Source organism: Marinagarivorans algicola (genome assembly GCF_001292705.1).
Taxonomy (GTDB): Bacteria; Pseudomonadota; Gammaproteobacteria; order Pseudomonadales; family Cellvibrionaceae; genus Marinagarivorans; species Marinagarivorans algicola.
In genome coordinates this window covers 58,833-78,059 of sequence record NZ_LGAK01000009.1, presented here as the reverse complement: position 1 = coordinate 78,059, position 19,227 = coordinate 58,833, and the positions used below count along the sequence as shown (strand labels likewise).

16 protein-coding genes are annotated in these 19,227 nt (G+C 45.8%); 3 read left to right on the top strand and 13 right to left on the bottom strand.

Going from position 1 to position 19,227, the window contains the following annotated elements; genetic code table 11:
- Positions 1 to 384 precede the first annotated feature (384 nt).
- Entirely contained in the window at positions 385 to 3,288 is a 2,904-nt protein-coding gene (locus AC438_RS03625) for a ribonucleoside-diphosphate reductase subunit alpha (protein WP_053979913.1), read from the top strand.
- Between the two features lie 392 nt (positions 3,289 to 3,680).
- Here the strand turns inward: AC438_RS03625 and AC438_RS03620 are convergent, their stop codons facing one another.
- The 5 genes from AC438_RS03620 to AC438_RS03600 form a co-directional block, all read right to left on the bottom strand.
- Positions 3,681 to 3,887 carry an Arm DNA-binding domain-containing protein gene (locus AC438_RS03620; protein ID WP_053979912.1) on the bottom strand — a complete coding sequence of 69 codons (207 nt, stop codon included), beginning with the start codon at positions 3,885 to 3,887 and terminating at the stop codon, positions 3,681 to 3,683.
- 730 nt (positions 3,888 to 4,617) lie between these two features.
- Positions 4,618 to 5,937, bottom strand: a complete 1,320-nt coding sequence (locus AC438_RS03615) for an ATP-binding protein (protein ID WP_011149242.1) — start codon at positions 5,935 to 5,937, stop codon at positions 4,618 to 4,620.
- A gap of 370 nt (positions 5,938 to 6,307) precedes the next feature.
- Positions 6,308 to 7,453, bottom strand: coding sequence for an IS30 family transposase (locus AC438_RS03610; RefSeq protein WP_053979911.1), 1,146 nt, complete (start codon positions 7,451 to 7,453; stop codon positions 6,308 to 6,310).
- Positions 7,454 to 7,604: 151 nt separating this feature from the next.
- Positions 7,605 to 8,036 (bottom strand): integrase arm-type DNA-binding domain-containing protein, encoded by a 432-nt coding sequence (locus AC438_RS03605; protein WP_238376307.1) that lies wholly within the window; start codon positions 8,034 to 8,036, stop codon positions 7,605 to 7,607.
- Positions 8,037 to 8,464: 428 nt separating this feature from the next.
- On the bottom strand, positions 8,465 to 9,325 hold the full coding sequence (locus AC438_RS03600; protein ID WP_053979910.1) for a YicC/YloC family endoribonuclease: 861 nt from the start codon (positions 9,323 to 9,325) through the stop codon (positions 8,465 to 8,467).
- Between the two features lie 481 nt (positions 9,326 to 9,806).
- On the opposite strand from AC438_RS03600, the gene rph reads away from it, so the two are divergent.
- Together rph and AC438_RS03590 are read left to right on the top strand one after the other, a co-directional pair.
- Entirely contained in the window at positions 9,807 to 10,526 is a 720-nt protein-coding gene (gene rph, locus AC438_RS03595) for a ribonuclease PH (protein WP_053979909.1), read from the top strand.
- Positions 10,527 to 10,709: 183 nt separating this feature from the next.
- Positions 10,710 to 12,185 carry an esterase/lipase family protein gene (locus AC438_RS03590; protein ID WP_053979908.1) on the top strand — a complete coding sequence of 492 codons (1,476 nt, stop codon included), beginning with the start codon at positions 10,710 to 10,712 and terminating at the stop codon, positions 12,183 to 12,185.
- Here AC438_RS03590 and AC438_RS03585 read toward each other — a convergent pair.
- From AC438_RS03585 to ccoS, 8 genes are all read right to left on the bottom strand, one after another.
- Positions 12,180 to 12,728 (bottom strand): hypoxanthine-guanine phosphoribosyltransferase, encoded by a 549-nt coding sequence (locus AC438_RS03585; RefSeq protein WP_053979907.1) that lies wholly within the window; start codon positions 12,726 to 12,728, stop codon positions 12,180 to 12,182. The genes AC438_RS03590 and AC438_RS03585 overlap by 6 nt on opposite strands.
- A gap of 59 nt (positions 12,729 to 12,787) precedes the next feature.
- Positions 12,788 to 13,900 carry a mechanosensitive ion channel family protein gene (locus AC438_RS03580; protein ID WP_053979906.1) on the bottom strand — a complete coding sequence of 371 codons (1,113 nt, stop codon included), beginning with the start codon at positions 13,898 to 13,900 and terminating at the stop codon, positions 12,788 to 12,790.
- An 88-nt stretch (positions 13,901 to 13,988) separates the two neighbouring features.
- Complete coding sequence (nagZ, locus tag AC438_RS03575) at positions 13,989 to 15,011, bottom strand: beta-N-acetylhexosaminidase (protein WP_202904703.1); 1,023 nt, start codon at positions 15,009 to 15,011, stop codon at positions 13,989 to 13,991.
- A 72-nt stretch (positions 15,012 to 15,083) separates the two neighbouring features.
- Complete coding sequence (locus AC438_RS03570; RefSeq protein WP_053979904.1) at positions 15,084 to 15,713, bottom strand: TetR/AcrR family transcriptional regulator; 630 nt, start codon at positions 15,711 to 15,713, stop codon at positions 15,084 to 15,086.
- Positions 15,714 to 15,763: 50 nt separating this feature from the next.
- Positions 15,764 to 17,662 (bottom strand): ABC-F family ATP-binding cassette domain-containing protein, encoded by a 1,899-nt coding sequence (locus AC438_RS03565; protein ID WP_053979903.1) that lies wholly within the window; start codon positions 17,660 to 17,662, stop codon positions 15,764 to 15,766.
- A gap of 136 nt (positions 17,663 to 17,798) precedes the next feature.
- Complete coding sequence (gene gloA / locus AC438_RS03560) at positions 17,799 to 18,185, bottom strand: lactoylglutathione lyase (protein WP_053979902.1); 387 nt, start codon at positions 18,183 to 18,185, stop codon at positions 17,799 to 17,801.
- 9 nt (positions 18,186 to 18,194) lie between these two features.
- The gene (locus AC438_RS03555) at positions 18,195 to 19,007 is read right to left on the bottom strand and encodes a sulfite exporter TauE/SafE family protein (RefSeq protein WP_156316985.1); all 813 of its coding nucleotides are present in this window, start codon (positions 19,005 to 19,007) and stop codon (positions 18,195 to 18,197) included.
- Positions 19,000 to 19,212, bottom strand: a complete 213-nt coding sequence (ccoS, locus tag AC438_RS03550) for a cbb3-type cytochrome oxidase assembly protein CcoS (protein ID WP_053979901.1) — start codon at positions 19,210 to 19,212, stop codon at positions 19,000 to 19,002. Before ccoS ends, AC438_RS03555 begins: the two co-directional genes overlap by 8 nt.
- Positions 19,213 to 19,227 lie beyond the last annotated feature (15 nt).

Here is a 19,227-nt window from a genome sequence, read left to right as displayed (position 1 = left end):
CCCACTCAGTTTATACCCTTAGTCTGTGTACGCCTTTTTGCATCGTCAGTGTGCATTTAATGTACACACATGTCTAAGGGGGTTAAAAACTCACGCACAGTGGTTCAAACACTCAAGCTCGGTCATTTAACACCAAAAGCTGAACGTTTGTCGCGCATAAACACTAACTGGCACTGCATGATTTTTATTGCTGTCTTTTTTGCTTAAACCTGCCGCTTTTCGCTGATGTAGGCGCTTTGCCTCTGCCTATGTTTGAGCCGCAAAGTAGCAGGACCATAAGTCAAAAAGCATACAAAAAATATGCAGCGCCTTTACATCGTGCTGGTATTGGAATATTAAATTATAAGCGCCACCCAAGCGGCACTTAATTAGGAGAGCTATTGAATGCAAACTGATGCGCCATCATCACAACCCGTATCTGCCACAAGCAGCAATGCCACCGGCGCTAACGCGCCCAGTAATACCGCCGCACATACACCAGGGCAGCTACGCGTTATCAAGCGCAACGGTACGGTTGTACCTTACAACGATGACCAGATCAGCATCGCCATGACCAAGGCCTTCTTGGCTGTTGAAGGTGGTGTGGCAGCAGCCTCAAGCCGTATTCACGAGACCGTCGAAAAGCTCACCAACCAAATTAGCTCAACCTTTCGTCGCCGCATGCCCTCAGGTGGAACCATCCATATCGAAGAAATACAAGACCAAGTTGAGCTAATTTTAATGCGCGCTGGCGAGCACAAAGTAGCCCGCGATTACGTGATTTACCGCACTGAGCGCGCTAAACTCCGTGAAGCTCAAAAAAACCTCAGCCGCACCGCATTCAAATACCCCGATATTAACGTTAAACAAGAAGACGGCTCGTTAACGCCACTTGATATTGTACGTTTAAACACTTTAGTCACCGAAGCTTGCGCCGGGCTCAAAAACACCGACCCGAGCGCGATTCTTACCGAAGCGCTGCGCAATCTTTATGACGGCGTTACCGATGACGACGTAAACACCTCGCTGGTTATTTCGGCACGCACACTTGTCGAGCGTGAGCCGCAGTATACCTACGCCACTTCTCGTTTATTACTCGACAAATTGCGCAGCGAAGCACTTGGCTTTTTAGGTATCGCCAACAAAGCGACTCAAAGCGAAATGAGCGAGTACTATTTGCAAGCGCTACCGGCATATATCGAACAGGGTGTAGCGCTCGAGTTACTCGACCCTAAACTCAAAGATTTTGACCTCGAGCTTTTAGGCAAAGCCTTAATTGCCGAGCGCGACTTACAATTTACCTATCTAGGCCTACAAACTTTATACGACCGCTACTTTATTCATAGCGATGACGTACGCATCGAGCTACCGCAAATATTTTTTATGCGTATTGCCATGGGCCTTGCTGAGCGCGAAGAAGAAAAGAACGAGCGCGCTATCGAATTTTATCGTCTATTAAGCTCATTCGATTACATGAGCTCAACACCAACACTCTTTAACGCCGGCACTTTGCGCCCGCAGTTATCGTCGTGCTACTTAACCACCATTCCCGATGACCTCCACGGCATTTACGGCGCCATGCAAGATAACGCCTTGCTCAGCAAGTTTGCCGGCGGCCTAGGCAATGACTGGACGCCTGTGCGCTCACTCGGCGCCTACATCAAAGGCACCAACGGTCGCTCACAAGGCGTCGTCCCCTTCTTAAAAGTGGCTAACGATACCGCCGTTGCAGTTAACCAAGGCGGCAAACGCAAAGGCGCTGTGTGTGCCTATCTCGAAACATGGCATCTAGATATCGAAGAGTTCTTAGAGCTGCGCAAAAATACCGGTGATGACCGTCGCCGCACCCACGATATGAACACCGCCAACTGGGTGCCCGACTTATTCATGAAGCGCATGTTCGAAGACGAGCACTGGACACTCTTTTCGCCACATGAAACACCCGACCTGCACGACCTTTTTGGTAAAGCGTTTGAAGAGCGCTACGAAGAGTACGAAAGAATGGCCGCCAACGGCGAGCTAAAACTCAGCAAAAAGGTACGCGCCCTCGACTTATGGCGTAAAATGCTCGGTATGTTATTTGAGACAGGCCACCCTTGGATTACCTTTAAAGATGCTTGTAACTTGCGTAGCCCGCAACAGCATGCCGGCGTTATTCATTCGTCTAACTTATGTACCGAAATTACACTCAATACAAAAGCGAACGAAGAGATTGCCGTATGTAACCTAGGCTCGGTTAACTTGGCGCAGCATATTATCGATGGCAAGCTCGACACAGCAAAAATGGCCGCCACCATCAAAACGGCTGTACGTATGCTCGATAATGTCATTGATATTAATTACTACAGCGTACCAGCAGCACGCACCAGCAACATGCGCCACCGCCCTGTGGGCTTGGGTATTATGGGCTTTCAAGACGCTCTATATAAGCAAAACATTGCCTATAGCAGCAAAGAAGCCGTCGAGTTTGCCGATGAGTCGATGGAGCTTGTCAGCTACCACGCCATTGCCGCCTCTAGCCAGCTTGCCGCCGAGCGTGGCAGCTATGGCACCTTTGATGGCTCGCTATGGAGCAAGGGCATTTTACCCATCGACTCCATTAAGCTATTAGAAGAAAACCGTGGTGCTAAGTACATTCAAATGGACAAAACCGAGCGCTTAGATTGGGCCACTTTACGTGAAACCGTAAAAACCCAAGGCATGCGTAACTCAAATGTTATGGCCATCGCCCCCACAGCCACTATCGCCAACATTACTGGCGTGAGTCAAAGTATCGAACCGACATACCAAAACTTGTATGTTAAATCAAACCTTTCAGGTGAGTTTACCGTGGTTAACCCCTATTTAGTGCGCGATCTTAAAGACCGCGGCTTGTGGGACAATGTCATGATTAACGATCTTAAGTATTACGAAGGTTCGCTGCAAAAAATTGACCGCGTACCCGAGGATCTTAAAACCATGTACGCCACTGCCTTCGAGGTAGAGCCACGCTGGCTAGTCGAGGCCGCATCACGTCGCCAAAAGTGGATTGACCAAGCACAAAGCCTTAACCTATATATTGCTGGCGCTAACGGCAAAAAGCTCGATATTACTTATCGTATGGCATGGTATAGCGGCCTTAAAACCACTTACTATTTACGTGCTCTAGCAGCTTCAAGCACCGAAAAATCTACCGTCGAGCGCGGCAGCCACAACGCGGTATCCTCAGAAAATCAAAGCCAAAGCACAACCGCCCAAGCGGAGCCACAAGCCGCACCAGTACCACTCGCCTGCTCAATAGACGAGCCCGATTGCGAGGCTTGTCAATAAGCTGAGCTAGCTCGTTAGCTAAACTAAAGAGGTTTATGTTCCGTGAGGGATGTAGGCCTTTTTTTTGGCCCCAAAAAAATGATTGGCTTGTTATATTTTTTAGCTCATGCAATGTGTAGGATCAGGCCACCACACTACAACCTTTTAAAAAACAGCTTTATAAAAAAACTCTAAACTCGTGATCAGATGGGTTGACCACTACACATTTGGCTAGTGCAAAAAAATCGAGACGCCAAACGATCGTTTGCATTCTGGGTTGGAAAAAACAAACGGTTTGTACCTTGATGCCGAGGTTGGTTTAGGGTACAAAAAGTGCCAAACCTAACTTTGTGCCAGTACTGGCAAGGCCTACCAGCGTTGGATTTTAATCGAGACGCCAAACAGTAAATGGGCTAATTCCCCTGTTTGGCGTCTGCCAACGACATTAAAGGAAATTGCCCCAAGGTTGCTTCTCGTCTTCCTTTGGCTGTGGTGTAGCGGATCATCCAATACGGCGAGCCCTGTTTGCGGACGCAAAAGTATAGGCCTTCACCGTCTGAATATTTTTTTGGGTCGGCTTTGCTGTAAGCAATAACCTGTTTTACTGTGAGTTTTCCCATGTTTACTCCATAGTTGCTGAAATAATGGAGGGGCAATAATGGCTGCCCACCACCGATTTGCTTATTGAATCAGCAGCTAACCTATTGTGATGGCGAGTTAAATGCGAAAACTGGGTAACTTACTGCCCACCATTCTGCCCACCACTAAACACGTAGTTGGTAACGGACATCTGCAAACCGATTTGGACGGGGAGAATAAAAAAAACCTGTATTTACAAGCAAATAACAGGGCTTCTAAAACATTCTTGGATGGGTAAAAAAACTATTCGATATTTTGAACCTGCTCATTGAGCAGCGGACTAGATCCTAACAAACTCAATGATTTAACGAAAAGAAACCGTTCAAAAATGCCTGTTTGCCCACCAAACTGCCCACCACTTGCCTATGGCTTTTACTAAATCTTAGTGGTTAGCAATGGAAAAACAGTGCCGTTTTTATGCTGCTGTTAGAGCTAAAACATAGCAGTTTTGAAGGGCTTTATCGAGCATGATTTCCGTCAACATAGCTTTGCCATTTTTTCACTGGTTCTACACGATAGTAATGAGTCAGCAGAAAGCTCACTTAGCCTGAAATGGACATTATGGTGTCCATTTTAATAGAAATAAGCTCAATATGGATACTATGGTATCCAAGAGAGATAAGACTGAGTGTCGAATGGTAAGCATCAGGTCTACAAATTGTTATCCCTAAGGTAACTTTGTGTAGACCTTCGGGCCTAGGCAACGCGCCTTTACCATCTCTCTGGTAAATACTGCGTGAAATACAAAGGCATCACGATATTGGTTTGTTCTAACGCTGAAGAGCCTTGTGTACCCGTTAACTTAAAGGTTTTATTTGGAGTACATTTTTCAACGTAGGATGCCAACGATTTTGCTCTTGTACGTTTACCACTTTTGACTTCCACAGGGATGATATCGCCTTCATCGGTCGCCAAAATAAATTCGATTTCGGCGCGGGCGTCATTCCATGAATAGCTTGGGTCAACGCCAATAGCTGTGAGCTCTTGTTGCACAAAGTTTTCAGCCACATAGCCTTTGTATTCATAGTTTTGTTGCTTAATCTCTTTATAACTGCTGCCCAGCATATGATTGAGCAGGCCCACATCAAACAGAAATAGTTTAACCATATTGTCTTTTTTATAGGCCGCCAACGGAGACTTCGGTAATCCTTCAATAGGGTAGTTTGGCAAAGCTAAGCGGCAGCAGTTAAGCCAATGGATCGCGGTTTCAAAATCGCTATAACGAGATTTACGCTCATGCACATGCTTAAATTTAAAGCGTTTAACCGACTCATCGCTGACAAGTGATAGCTGGGCTGGAATGCTATTAAACACCGATTCAATCAGTGTGGCATCGACCTTGCCCGCGTACTTACCGAAATCGCGGCGATAACCTTCAACTAAATCGGCATGAATTTTTGTGACTTTTTCAACACGCTCTAGAATGCTTGAATCCTTAAACTGATACCAAGCAGAAACGGCTTCCGGCATACCACCGGTAAAAAAATAGTCGGTTAGTTTATCCATCAATTTAGTGTGCACCGCCGGTGTGCTTGCTTGACTATCAAATGCTTTGATCAGTGCTTGCTCGTTGGATGCGTAAATAAATTCTTGGAAGGTCAGTGGTCGTAAATTGTATTGTTCTACCTTGCCTACAGGGAAGGTATTGAGCAAACCAATGTTCGAACCGCTGGCTGCGACAAAATAGGACGGTGCTTTTTCGGCAAAATACTTCAGCGAAGTTACGGCTCGTTCACATTCGCCAATTTCATCTAATATCAGCAAGTCGGTGTCTGGATTGAACGCTTGGTTGGTTAACAACTCAATGTTCATTACTAGCTCGTCAGGTGACAACGAGCCATCGAACGCTTCTTTGTAAGCTGGGTTTTCAAGGAAGTCGATACGAAGGATGTTGGCAAAGGTATTCCCAAACAACTCTTGCAGTAGATAGGTTTTACCTGTTTGTCTTGCGCCATCGATCAATAATGGCTTGCGCACAGGTTGACTTTTCCATGCTATTAGGGCGTTGAGTAAGTTGCGCTGCATTGTCATTTCCCGCCAATTAAGACTGTTAACTGCCTGTAGTATAACTCAGTCTACACTTTTACGCGCAGAAAAGTGTGATATTTTACATTTTTATGCGCGTAAAAGTGTTGTGGCGTTTAATTGAGCAAGACTTTCCCTTTTTGAGAAAGCTTTTGGCACTCATCCCTTGGGCTTTTGGGGCAGTCTGGGCAAAGCCTTAGTTCACGCCACTCAGGCACACACTCACCCTGCCCATTCGGTATTTATGACTTGGGGCATTATGTAAATTCTGGGGCAGCTAGCTACCTGTACCCTCAGAAAGCTGAACGATCTAGGCATTTATCTGCCTACTGCGTCCGATTAACTCTTTAATACTAGTACTTGTGGTTTCAATGGGTCAGCGCAACAGGCTTGATAATACATCGGCGGGTGTTGAATACCCCAATGTTTTTCTCGGCCTTTGATTTAATTTTTTTGCAATCCGATTGAGGTCGGCTTGACGATGCACTGAAAGGTCCGTTTTCTTAGGAAGGTATTGCCGTAACAAACGGTTTGTATTTTCATTCGTGCCACGCTGCCATGGGCTTTGAGGATCACAAATATAAACATCAATATCTTTCTCAAGAGTTAACCGCTTGTGATCTGCCATCTCTCCGCCTCGATCCCAAGTAATACTTTCCCATAAATGCGCCGGAAGTTGAGCCACCTCCCTTAAAATGCCTGTTATGACACTTTGCGTATCTTTCCCATCTACCTTGACCATTATCGTATAGCGTGATTTCCGCTCAACAAGAGTTGCAATATGCGTGTTGTTCGAGCCCGATATGAGATCACCCTCCCAGTGACCGGGAATGGCGCGGTCCTCTACGTCGGCCGGTCGCTGACTAATTGATATGCCATCGACAACACCCCACTCTCGGCCCTTGTTGCTATGATTGCGTGCATGCCTCATCGTTCTTTTTGAGCGTAATTGAGCAAGCAATTCACGCTTTAATAAGCCCTTAGATTGAATGAATAGTGCCCTATAAATAGTTTCGTGAGAGATTCGCATACGCTCATCCTGCGGGTACTTTCTTTGAAGCCAGCCCGCTATTTGCTGAGGAGACCAATCTTTTTCTAACTTTACAGTCACTAACTGCTTCAGTGACTTTCGCTCAAGCTTATGCTGCTTGGGGCGTCTGCGCTGCGTTTCAGATCGAGATTCGGCCTTAAGTGCTCGGTAACCTTCAGCTCCACCGTTGCGATTGATTTCCCGGCTAACAGTCGAGGGGGAGCGATTGAGCTCTCGCGCAATTGACCGTATTGACTGGCCTGCGGCCAGCCCGCGAGAGATAGTTTCTCTCTCTGAAAACTGAAGGTGATCTTGAGATGCCGCTCTGATGCGAGGGCTTATCCCACCATGGAGTTTTAAGACACCATAAACAGAACCTGGCTCTTTATTGAGTGATCTTGCTATCTCACTAAATGAAGCGCCTTGCCGCCATAACTTCCACGTCATATGCTTTTCATTATCACTAAATCCCGGTCTTCCACGCTGGGCCATAGCTGCAACACTCCAAAATAAAAGAAATTATAGTGTGTTGCACTGACACATTGAATTCACAGTTTTGGCGTAAGGGGGTAAAGGCATGGGGAAGTGTGTGGCGGCTGTTGAAACTCATGGATTAGCAAATGACGCCCAGGGGGGGATTGCATCAGCTGATCAAAGTAAGTAATTGGGTTGGTTGATTTAGCTTAAAGCTGGGTGTGGTATTTTGTAAGCGAGCTATCGGTAGGAAAAGCAATGGCTCAATAGTGACTAATACTTCGCGTACGTCACGTGCAGTCACCTCAGCAATACACTTAATGCCAATGACTGGGCTTATGTCTTTGGTGTAAACCCGATACGGAATCTTGGGATGCTTTAGTCGTCTACTCAGATCGGTTCGATACCAGTCATGGAACAGTTGATCTACGGTTTCAATGTCAGGTAACTCGATTTTCTGTTTTTCTAGAAGAGGATCTATACCGTCACGTACTTCTTTTCGAAAGTATGCGGCGGCAATTCTGGCGTCTGCCAACGACATTAAAGGAAATTGCCCCAAGGTGGCTTCTCGTCTTCCTTTGGCTGTGGTGTAGCGGATCATTCAATACGGCGAGCCCTGTTTGCGGACGCAAAAGTATAGGCCTTCACCGTCTGAATATTTTTTTGGGTCGGCTTTGCTGTAAGCAATAACCTGTTTTGCTGTGAGTTTTCCCATGTTTACTCCATAGTTGCTGAAATAATGGAGGGGGCAATAATGGCTGCCCACCACCGATTTGCTTATTGAATCAGCAGCTAACCTATTGTGATGGCGAGTTAAATGCGAAAATTGGGTAACTTACTGCCCACCAATTTGCTCACCGCAAAATGCTTATTGAGCCAAAAGAGGGGACTGCCCACCATTCTGCCCACCACTAAACAGGCAGTTGGTAACGGACATCTGCAAACCGATTTGGACGGGAAAAATAAAAAAGCCCTGTATTTACAAGCAAATAACAGGGCTTCTAAAACATTCTTGGATGGGGAAAAAAACTATTCGATATTTTGGATCTGCTCACGCATCTGCTCAATAAGCACCTTCAACTCAACCGCCACTTGCGTAACACCGCCAGTAATAGCTTTACTACTCAGGGTGTTAGCTTCGCGATTAAATTCTTGCATTAAAAAGTCGAGCCGCCGCCCTATAGAGCCAGCCTGTTTTAGTGTGTGCTGCGCCTCGGCGATGTGGGTGTCCAACCGATCTAACTCTTCTGTAACATCGGCTTTTTGCGCAATAATAACTAACTCTTGCGCTAAGCGATCATTATCGACTTCGACCTGTAAATTCATAATTTTTTGGCTGAGCTTGGCTTGTTGTGCCGCGACTAAATTTGGCATCTGAGCACGCAATGCTTTTACATGAGTGCTCATCGATTGCAAACGTGCCTGAATATGCTGCGCCAAACTTGCACCTTCGCGTGCACGGCTCGCCTGCAAAACAGTCAAGGTGTCACCCATCATTTGCTGCGCAGCATGGGCCAGCTGCTCGCCATCAAGCTCCTGGGCTTGGAGCACTCCAGGCCAACGTAACGCCTCGAGAGGGTTAACCGGCGCTACGTTTGGTAGTATATGCTCAGCTGTTGCCAGTAACTGTGCTAAAGCCTGCAAGGCGGCTTCATCAACGCGATGGCTGTCGCTTTGCGCTTGTTGTGTAAAAAATGTAATTTCAACTTTGCCGCGACCTAACTGGTTTTTAAGCTGGTCACGCAAAGTGGCTTCTATTGCTCGCAAACTGTCGGGCAAACGAAAAGAAGGCTCTAAATAACGGTGGTTAACACTGCGAATTTCGCAGCTTAATACCCCCCACGCATATTCACGTTGTGTACGCGCAAAGCCTGTCATACTGTGTGTCATAATTGTTCCTAATATTGTTCCTACGCATTGCTTGTCTTAACTATTCAGCCAAGCTGAAAAATTTTACCTGATAGGGTGCTGATGAGTGGCTTGAGCGACCCAAGCAATGATTCATTAGCCCCCAATTTCGGTGCCTCTGACCCCTATTATGGTGCCTCTGAATAGTGACGTATTGTTTTATGTTAAGTACTTTTGGCGACATAAGCCTGCCACCTGTATTTCATTAGCAACTCGTGAGTTTAACGTGCAAACGCTTACGAAAAAAGTTTAAGCGGAGGCAGTAATACTGCATCCCATACTACAGATTTTCTACTCACTCAGCTGCGTTGTTCAAGGCGTAACAGACTGGGACATGCTCCGTTATCTTAACAAGCTGTCAACATTAAAGTGATTGATAGACCACGCTTTTACTTGGGCTATATCGCACCGGCTGTCATAATATCGCTTTTTATCATCGTACAATTTAAACCTAGGATACCTCATGCATCGACCCAGCGGCCGCACCCCAGAGCAGCTTCGAGCCATTAACATCACCCGCAACTACACCAAACATGCCGAGGGCTCGGTACTGATAGAATTTGGAGACACTCGTGTATTGTGCACAGCCAGTGTGAATAAAGGCGTGCCGCGGTTTTTGAAGGGGCAAGGCAAAGGCTGGCTAACCGCCGAGTACGGTATGCTACCACGCTCGACTAGTACACGCATGAACCGCGAAGCCACCAGAGGTAAACAAGACGGTCGCACCGTAGAAATACAACGCTTTATTGGCCGATCACTCCGTGCTGCTATCGACTTAAATACTTTGGGTGAATTTACCCTTGTTGTTGATTGTGATGTTATTCAAGCTGACGGCGGTACTCGTACAGCCGCTATTACCGGCGCCTGCGTGGCTGTTATTGATGCACTTAATCACCTACAGCGCCGTGGCACTTTAAAAACAGACCCACTGCTTCATATGCTTGCATCAGTGAGCGTAGGGATTTACAAAGGCGTGCCCGTACTCGATTTAGACTACTCTGAAGACTCCAATGCCGATACCGATATGAATTTAGTTATGACCGAAAAAGGCGGCATTATTGAAATTCAAGGGACCGCTGAAAAAGCCCCCTTTAGCGAAGATGAATGCCAAGCCATGCTGAACTTGGGCAAGCAAGGTATTCAAAGCTTGATCGCTTTACAGCGTGATGCACTCGCACAATAAGGTGCCGGTCAAGCTCGACTATTGGGCTGCCGATATACATCGCAGCCCAATATCAAAAATCTGAGTATAGATTAAACAATGGGCTAATTTTCAAACGCTTACATTTAACATCAACTCCTGCTAGCCTAGCGACACCAAAATATAACAAATTAAACAACTGTCGATAACTATCGAGTCACCCACATGACCACAGCGACCAACACACCTATTGTTTTTATTCACGGCTACGGTAGTGAAGGCCGCAACACACCAATCCACGATATATACGGCGAGCTACCTCAACAGATTGCGCATAGCTTAGGCCAAAAAGTTGTCAGTATTAATTTGAGCCGCTGGATATCGCTCAGCGACGGTATTCATTTAGAGGATGTCAGCTTTGCTTTAGAGCGTGCATTGAGGTCACCAAGCTATCAACATTTACTCGATCAAGGCTTTCGCTGTATTGTACACAGCACGGGAGCGCTCGTTATTCGACACTGGCTTAAAGAGTACAGCCCAAAACCCAGCCCGCTCAATAAAGTTATTTATTTAGCCGGTGCTTTTTTTGGTAGCGGGCTAGCACACATGGGTATGGGGCAATTATCTCGTTGGGCACATATCATCTTTAAGGGTACATCAACAGGCCTACCCTCGCTGCGCAGCTTAGAATTTGGTGCCAATGTCACAATCGATTTACATCAATATTTTTTGCAAGCCCATCATAGCCTACGTGATGACTTTGGCGTTTATGAATATTGCATGGTTGGCTCACAAACGCTACCGGCATTACGCATGATACCCAATCGCTATGTCAAAGAAGACTCCTCGGATTGCACACTGCGTACAGCATCGGCAAATGCGAACTTTAATTATTTCGAAATTACTTATACACCCGAAGGCAGTCGTTTAAGCGCGCAAATTTTACAAGAACACATTCGCGCGCGCTGTGCTAACCAAGCGCTGCCTAGTCAGCTCTACAAGCTCACAGTACTACATCAAGCCGATCAAGCGCCGCAAGTGCCCTATGCACTACTCTACGAAACAGCCCACATAGGTGACGCTATCGGTATTATGGAAGGACGCAGAAACCGCACACAAGTACTGCCGCGCATCAAAGAAGCCTTGACCTGCAATAACACACCCAACACCCAACAACACCTTATGGATAAGTGGCAAAAAATTACCGAGAAAACATTAAATCGTGCCGCCAAGCTTAAGCAACGCTTAAATGAATGGAATCCGCAATCACAGTACGAGGCTCACAGCCAAGTTATTTTTCGTGTGCGTGATCAGTTTGGGCGTGACATTAATGAGCACGACATTACCTTTAAAAGCCATGCCAAAAAACATAGCCTAGCACTGCCACTATTAATTGAAGATAAAATAAAAAATAGCTTAAGCCAAGGTAACACAACTTATTATTTTCGTGTTCAGCGCTTTGAAAAGGGGGAGTTAACTGATCGCTTAGCCAATATAGCGCCAATAACGCTTGAAATTACCGGCGTCGAGCCCAAGAGCCCGGACATGCATTACCTGCCAGTCATGCTGCCTCTGAGCGCAAAAAAATTACGCGCCTTAATACAGCCGTTTAAAACCTCTATTGTGGATGTTATTTTACTGCGTCTCCCTAGCCATAAAGTGTTTGCGCTAACGCAAGCTTCTGTTGTACCTGATTTATGAGTGGTCATTAGTCAGCGCCCAAATTCCACTAGCATTACGCCAAGCGCCGCAATAGTCCATACCCATACCAAAAACATACTGATCAGGAACATCTTTTGCGCTAAAATCAGTACGATATTGTTTTGGCTTTCGGGTATGAATTTTATTGACCATTACCGCAGAGTACACATGATCAGCCCCTTGAGCCACAGCCCAAGCGTGTAGATATTCCAGTGTTTTACCTTCGTCAAAAATATCATCAAGTAATAAAACATGTTGGCCTTTTAAACTTGCTTCTGGCTGCGTAAGCCAATCGACTTGTTCGCCACCATGAGTCGTATTGCGGTAACGCGTTACACGCAATGTATCGAGCACAATGGGCATTTTTAATTTAGGCAGTAAGTGCCCCGTGTACACCAAGCCACCCTGCATTACGCACAGCACCAACAAAGGCTGATGACCCAGCTGTTGGTTAATTGTGATTGCCTGCGCGGCAATCGCATCCGTTATTTCTTGCTCTGTCATTAATTGGTGCGCGCTAGGCCACGGGATATGATCAGCCATACAATATCTTCTCAGGTTAAAAAATTCACGTCGATGTGCATTATAATGGGTATACCCGCCTATACACCGGGCGCTTGATGCGCACCGTCAGGTAATGTAACGCCGTGTGGAATATGCACCGTGGCTGTTGGAAACGCACATTCGGCATTGTGCTGTTCAATAATATCAATAATTTTAAGCATCACATCTTGCTTAATTTCATGATACTCAATCCAAGCCGTTGTTTTAGTAAAGGTATAAATAAAGAAATCAAGGCTGCTGCTATTAAAAGCATCAAAATTAACAATCATTGTTTGGTCTTGATCTATTGCTGGGTGGTTTTGCAGCATTGACTTTACATCGCTTACAATCGCTGCCATTTTACCTGCGTCATCATAACGAATACCAATGGTCTCCTTAATACGGCGATTGAGCATACGCGAAGGGTTTTCTACCGATATTTGCGTAAAGGTGGCATTGGGTACGTATAAGGGTCGCTTATCAAAGGTTCGAATACGCGTGAGCCGCCAGCCAATATCTTCGACCGTACCCTCAATATTTTTATCGGGTGAGCGCACCCAATCACCAACGGCAAAAGGACGATCTAAATAAATCATCAGGCCACCAAAAAAATTAGCCAGTAAATCTTTGGCCGCAAAACCTACCGCAATACCACCAATACCGCCAAAGGCCAATACACCTGAAATACTGTAACCTAGCGATTGTAAAACGACGAGCGCTGAAGTGATAATTGTGGAGACACGCAACAACTTACCAATCGCCATGGCCGTGGTTTTATCCATTGGCTTACGCGCATACCCTGGGTCAGTCAGATTATTTTCAGCGCGCTTAATAAAACCAACAATAAACCACACAATCAGCATAATGGATAGCACCGTGCGAGCGGGTGCTATCATAGTAAGCAGATTCACCTCAGTTTGCCTTGCTGCGATACTGGCCGCGTACGATAACCCTAAAACCCAAACCATCCATTTAGCTGGCCGATGCAGCGCTTCAAAAAGAGCGTCATCCCACAAACTTTTCGTTGCATGACTGCGCAGTAAAATTTTTGCAATAAAACGATTAACAATAAACGCAATGCATAGTGTTGCCGTTACCACAATAAACACTTCGACAATCCATAAATAATCTTTGTCGATAAAACTTTGCAACCAAGTATTTAAAGTTTCCACTTACTGCCCTTTGATATAATGAGTGTAATTACTCGATGATTGGTCTATGCCATATCAACCACTGATACATAACAGCCCGGTTGAGATGCTACATATCATTAACGTTATTAATGGCTCGGTGTGTTTGTAACCAAGTTGCTGTTTTGTGTAAAGCATGCCAATTAAAACCGTGTTGCGCGCGACGCTTATGGGCACTTAATGGGTGTAAGCGTGTCTCATTGGCTACTAAGCCTTGCTTCTCTAGGCCTTCGATCAAAGCTATCGCACCGTCGGGATTATTACACATTAAAGCCATAGAGCAGCCCGCATTAATCGCTGCTAAGCCACGCTCGAGCGGATCACCGGCAATATGTGCAGCAACCATCGATAAATCATCGCTCAATATAGCCCCTGTAAAATGAAGCTGCTGCCTTAAAATGCCCTCTAGCCACTGTCGACTAAAACCCACAGGGTTTTCACTCACACAAGGAAAGATAACATGCGCCGGCATAATCCCTTGTAATTTAGCGGCAAGTTGTTTAAACGGCTGTAAGTCTGTTCGCTCAATGTCCTGAAAATCACGAGAATCAACAGCACCTTCTAGGTGCGTGTCACCGTCGACACCGCCATGACCAGGAAAGTGCTTGCCCACCGCTGCCATACCCTCGGCATTTAACCCCTCAATAAATTGGCCCGCATACTCAATAATGTTAGCAGGACTCTCACTAAAAGCGCGATCGCCAATCACCCCGCTCTCAGGATTAAACCGATCAAGTACCGGGGCAAACGTAAAATCAATACCTACCGCCATTAGCTCTAGTGCCATGAGCTGTGCTGTAGGACCGAGTAAGGTGGGTGCCGCTTGGGCCAATTTATACATCGACGGAATACGGGTAAACCCCTCCTTAAAGCGCTGAACTCTGCCACCTTCATGATCGACAGCAATCAAAATATTAGGCTTACACGCGCGTATCTGACGATTTAGGTCAATCAATTGCTGCACGCTCTCGTAATTGCGCGCAAATAAAATGACACCACCTACTTGTGGATGCGCAATCACCTCTCGTTCTTGCGCGCTCAAAGAGGTTCCCTGCACATCCAGCATTACATGCCCTAACTGCGAGTATTTCACAAGCCACCCTAAACTATTTGTCGTCGTATTGAATCAATAGTCATCTCAAAAAAAGCCCTACACTTCTTTACTTTAGTCACTTTGCAGCATACCGCTCATGGCTGGAACTAAATATTTTAGCAATTCATCAATTGATGCTTCTTTGGGATCTTTACCTAACATCGAGGTGATCGAGTCAAAGCTTGTTAAAGTAAATAAAGAAGCACCCAGCATAAAGTTCATTCGCCAATAGAATTTCATAAAATCGACATCGGGTGCGGTTGTTTGTAACAACTCTATAAATCGGGTCAGCGTACTACCGTAGCGTTCGCCACAATACTCCCGCAAATGCTCTTGTGATTGCGCATAGGCCATCATCATCAAGCAGGCAAAGCGCTCAGGACGTTCGCCCACTATTTTTTGTGTTGAGATAAATGCTTCACCCATAGCCAATAATATTTGACGTGCCGTTGGTGCTTCACCCTTTAAGCTTTTACATAATGCATTCAAATTACTATTTAGCTCTTGGCAAAAAGGTTCTAAAAAGCGTGTAAATACAGCTTGAATCAATGCTTTTTTCGAGCCAAAATGATAATTAACAGCTGCCAAATTAACATCAGCCATACTGGTTATTGTACGTAATGATGTTTCAGCAAACCCACGCTCAGCAAACAAAAGTGTCGCAGAATGTAAAATCTTGTCGACAGTCTCACTATTGGCCATTTTAAACCCTTAATTTTATTTTGGCATACTCACTATAATTACATTCAACGCTAGTCTTGCGTTAAAGCCTCTAACTCTTCACTTTTTTCCATCCACTGCTCTTCGTATTCCATTAATTTTTTATTAACATCTGCCTCAGCTTTTAGTGCATTGGCTAAATCATTACCGCCTCGACTATAAATATCAGGATCCGCCAGTATCTTTTGAGCCTCATCTAGCTGCTTTTGTAATTGGTTTATTTTTTTTTCTAAATTTTTGATCGCATTCGTTAATGGTTTTAATTGGGCGCGTAGTGCTGCGCTATTTTGGCGCTCCGTTTTTTTATCGGGTTTATGACCTACCGGCGCTGGAGCCTCGCCGCGAGCCTGTGCAGTGCTATTATTTTTAGTGGCTAACCACCGTTCATAGTCGTGTAGATCGCCATCAAATAATGTTACTTTACCCTCATCAACTAATAAAAACTCCTCTACGCTATTGCGCAATAGGTGGCGATCGTGTGAGACCAAAACCACTGCGCCTTCAAAACTTTGCAATGCCAACGTTAAAGAGTGGCGCACCTCTAAGTCGAGATGGTTTGTGGGCTCATCGAGTAATAATAAGTTGGGTTTTTGCCAAGCCACAATAGCTAAAGCGAGGCGCGCTTTTTCACCCCCTGAAAAATGCCGAATAGGCTCAAACGCTCTATCGCCTTGGAAATCAAAGCTTCCCAAAAAATTACGAATTTCTTGTTCGCTCGCCTTAGGAGTTAAACGCTGCAAATGCATGGCGCAAGAGGCTTCCATATCTAGCGCCTCTAATTGATGCTGATTAAAGTAACCAATACGTAAATGCGCACCCTCTATACGATCACCGGCTAGCAAGGTTCCTTTAGTGCCGTCAACCAGCGTTTTCATAAGGGTGGACTTGCCCGCGCCGTTAGCCCCTAATAACCCTAAACGCGAATGCCCATGCAAGCTCAATTGCACTTTTTTTAGCAGAACCTTATCGCCATAGCCTAAATCAGCATCACTCAGAGTTATTAATTGTTGGGGTACGCGCTCCGGGGCAGGAAAGCGGAAGCTAAAAGGAGAATCAACATGCGCAGGCGATAACTGCTCCATGCGCTCTAACTCTTTTAAGCGGCTTTGTGCCTGCTTGGCCTTTGTGGCCTTAGCCCTAAAGCGACGCACAAAACTTTCAATTTCACCAATACGCTCTTGCTGTTTTTCATAGGCAACTTGCTGCTGCGCTAAGCGCTCTGCTTTTTGGCGCTCATAAGCGCTGTAATTACCGCTATAGCTAATTAATTGTTTATTCTCAAAATTGGCAATACCTGTGACGACGTTATCTAAAAAATCTCGGTCATGAGAAATAATTAACAAGGTACCATCGTATTGTCGCAAGCGCTGCTCCAGCCACAGTGTTGCATCAAGATCGAGATGGTTGGTAGGCTCATCAAGTAACATTAAGTCGGAGCGGCACATAAGTGCTTGCGCTAAGTTGAGACGTATACGCCACCCACCCGAAAAGTCGGACACTGGTCGCTCACCATCGGTAGGGGCAAACCCTAAGCCTGCCAACAGTTGCATTGCACGCGCTGACGCCGTATAACCATCAATATGCTCATACTGTGCATAGCAATTGGCTAGCTTTTCGCCGTCGTCGGCGATAGTGGCAATTTGCTGTTCAATAGCCCGTAGTTCTTTATCGCCATCTTGTACATAATCCAGCGCTGTGCGCTCACCCGCACCCACCTCTTGCGCCATGTGCGATATTTGCCAACCTGCCGGCACATGTAAGTCACCGGCATCAACCGCTAGCTCGCCAATCAATAATTTAAATACACTGGATTTACCACTGCCGTTGGCACCAATAATGCCCAGTTTTTCGCCAATATGCACAGTTAAAGAGGCTTGTTCTAATAATACTTTATGGCCACGCTGCAAGCTTGCGCTAGTGAGTTTGATCATGCAAATTACATCCAAATAAAACTAAACGCACATCATTATATAAGCGCGTTTCAATACGTTAAAAATGCGTCTCTATTGAGTCAGCCAATACGCCCCATGTGACCAAGCTGTGATCGACTGACTTACACTCATCGCACTAAGCATCGATACTTAATAATTCAATCTTATAGCCATCGGGGTCTTCGACAAAAGCCAGTACTGTTTGACCATGCAGCATGGGCCCCGCTTCTCGCACAATTTTGCCACCAGCCGCTTTAATTTTATTTGCGGCGGCATAAACATCTTCAACACCAATGGCAATATGGCCATAGCCGTTGCCAAGATCGTAGTCTTGTGTGTCCCAGTTGTGGGTCAACTCCAATACCGTTCCACTGGCCTCATCGGTATAACCTAAAAAGACCAATGTAAAACGACCATCAGGGAAGTCTTGTTGGCGCAACAAGCGCATACCCAAGATATCAACATAAAAATTGAGTGATGCGGCTAAATCGCCCACACGTAACATGGTATGTAAAAATCGCATATTGATTCCTTAATGATGCTCATGAGTCGATAAAGACGACGTATTTGAATGATCAGTTGCAGTAGGATGTAAAGAAGAGTTTGCATGGTTTGCATGGTTTGCATGGTTTGCATGGTTTGCATGGTTTGCATGGTTTGCATGGTTTGCATGGTTTGCATGGTGAAAATGATGGTACCAAGCAACACCAAAAGTCCAGAAACCAAAAGCTATAAAGGCAAATGCCAGGCTACGTTGAAACCAATGCTTAACTAGCCACTGGCGCACCCAGTGTGCAGCTAAACCACCGGCTAACACTGCCGGTAAAGTGCCAAGACCAAAAGCGGCCATTGTCAATGCACCCATGGCAGCGCTTGACTGAGTAGCCGCTAGCACTAACATCGAATATACCAAGCCACAAGGCAGCCACCCCCACAGCATACCCAATAATAAAGCCTTAGGTACTGTATAAACGGGTAACAAGCGCTGACTCATAGGCTGAATAAAGCGCCAAACTTTTTGACCACCACGCTCAAGCCAAGTAATACCGCGCCAGATATTGGCCAAATAAAGGCCCGTTGCCACCAGTAAAAGCCCAGCCAATGTACGCGCTAAAGGATAACCCGAGTCAAAACCTGCATTTTGCCCAGCCGCGACAATGGCGCCGAGTACCGCATAGCTACTCATGCGCCCAAGGTTATAGCTGAGCAATAACGTTAAACGGCTTATTTTTTGCTCTGAGGGAATTGCGTAGGCCAAGGCAGCCGCAAAACCACCACACATACCTAAGCAATGGCCAGCCCCCATCAAACCCAATAATACAGCAGTAATGGCCAGCTCAATCATGCTGATGGCTCGAAGATTTCGACGCTTGCGCATCGTTTAATGAAGCCGTGTCAGGTAGCGGTTGATCGGGCTCGTCAAACAAAATACGGCTTGCCTCAGTATCAAGGTCGTCGTATTGGCCAGATTTTACAGCCCAAAAAAACACCGCCACCGCTATCGCCACGATAATAATCGCAATAGGAATGAGTAAATAGAGACTTTCCATTATCGCGCCCTTGTT

Bases quoted from the DNA above. Each gene is read 5' to 3' on its own strand.
- AC438_RS03565 (WP_053979903.1), bottom strand. From the start codon at position 17,662: ATGATCAAACTCACTAGCGCAAGCTTGCAGCGTGGCCATAAAGTATTA.
- rph (WP_053979909.1), top strand. From the start codon at position 9,807: ATGCATCGACCCAGCGGCCGCACCCCAGAGCAGCTTCGAGCCATTAAC.
- AC438_RS03605 (WP_238376307.1), bottom strand. From the start codon at position 8,036: ATGATCCGCTACACCACAGCCAAAGGAAGACGAGAAGCCACCTTGGGG.
- ccoS (WP_053979901.1), bottom strand. From the start codon at position 19,212: ATGGAAAGTCTCTATTTACTCATTCCTATTGCGATTATTATCGTGGCG.
- AC438_RS03590 (WP_053979908.1), top strand. From the start codon at position 10,710: ATGACCACAGCGACCAACACACCTATTGTTTTTATTCACGGCTACGGT.
- AC438_RS03610 (WP_053979911.1), bottom strand. From the start codon at position 7,453: ATGGCCCAGCGTGGAAGACCGGGATTTAGTGATAATGAAAAGCATATG.
- AC438_RS03585 (WP_053979907.1), bottom strand. From the start codon at position 12,728: ATGGCTGATCATATCCCGTGGCCTAGCGCGCACCAATTAATGACAGAG.
- gloA (WP_053979902.1), bottom strand. From the start codon at position 18,185: ATGCGATTTTTACATACCATGTTACGTGTGGGCGATTTAGCCGCATCA.
- AC438_RS03570 (WP_053979904.1), bottom strand. From the start codon at position 15,713: ATGGCCAATAGTGAGACTGTCGACAAGATTTTACATTCTGCGACACTT.
- AC438_RS03555 (WP_156316985.1), bottom strand. From the start codon at position 19,007: ATGATTGAGCTGGCCATTACTGCTGTATTATTGGGTTTGATGGGGGCT.
- AC438_RS03625 (WP_053979913.1), top strand. From the start codon at position 385: ATGCAAACTGATGCGCCATCATCACAACCCGTATCTGCCACAAGCAGC.
- AC438_RS03620 (WP_053979912.1), bottom strand. From the start codon at position 3,887: ATGGGAAAACTCACAGTAAAACAGGTTATTGCTTACAGCAAAGCCGAC.
- AC438_RS03600 (WP_053979910.1), bottom strand. From the start codon at position 9,325: ATGACACACAGTATGACAGGCTTTGCGCGTACACAACGTGAATATGCG.
- AC438_RS03615 (WP_011149242.1), bottom strand. From the start codon at position 5,937: ATGACAATGCAGCGCAACTTACTCAACGCCCTAATAGCATGGAAAAGT.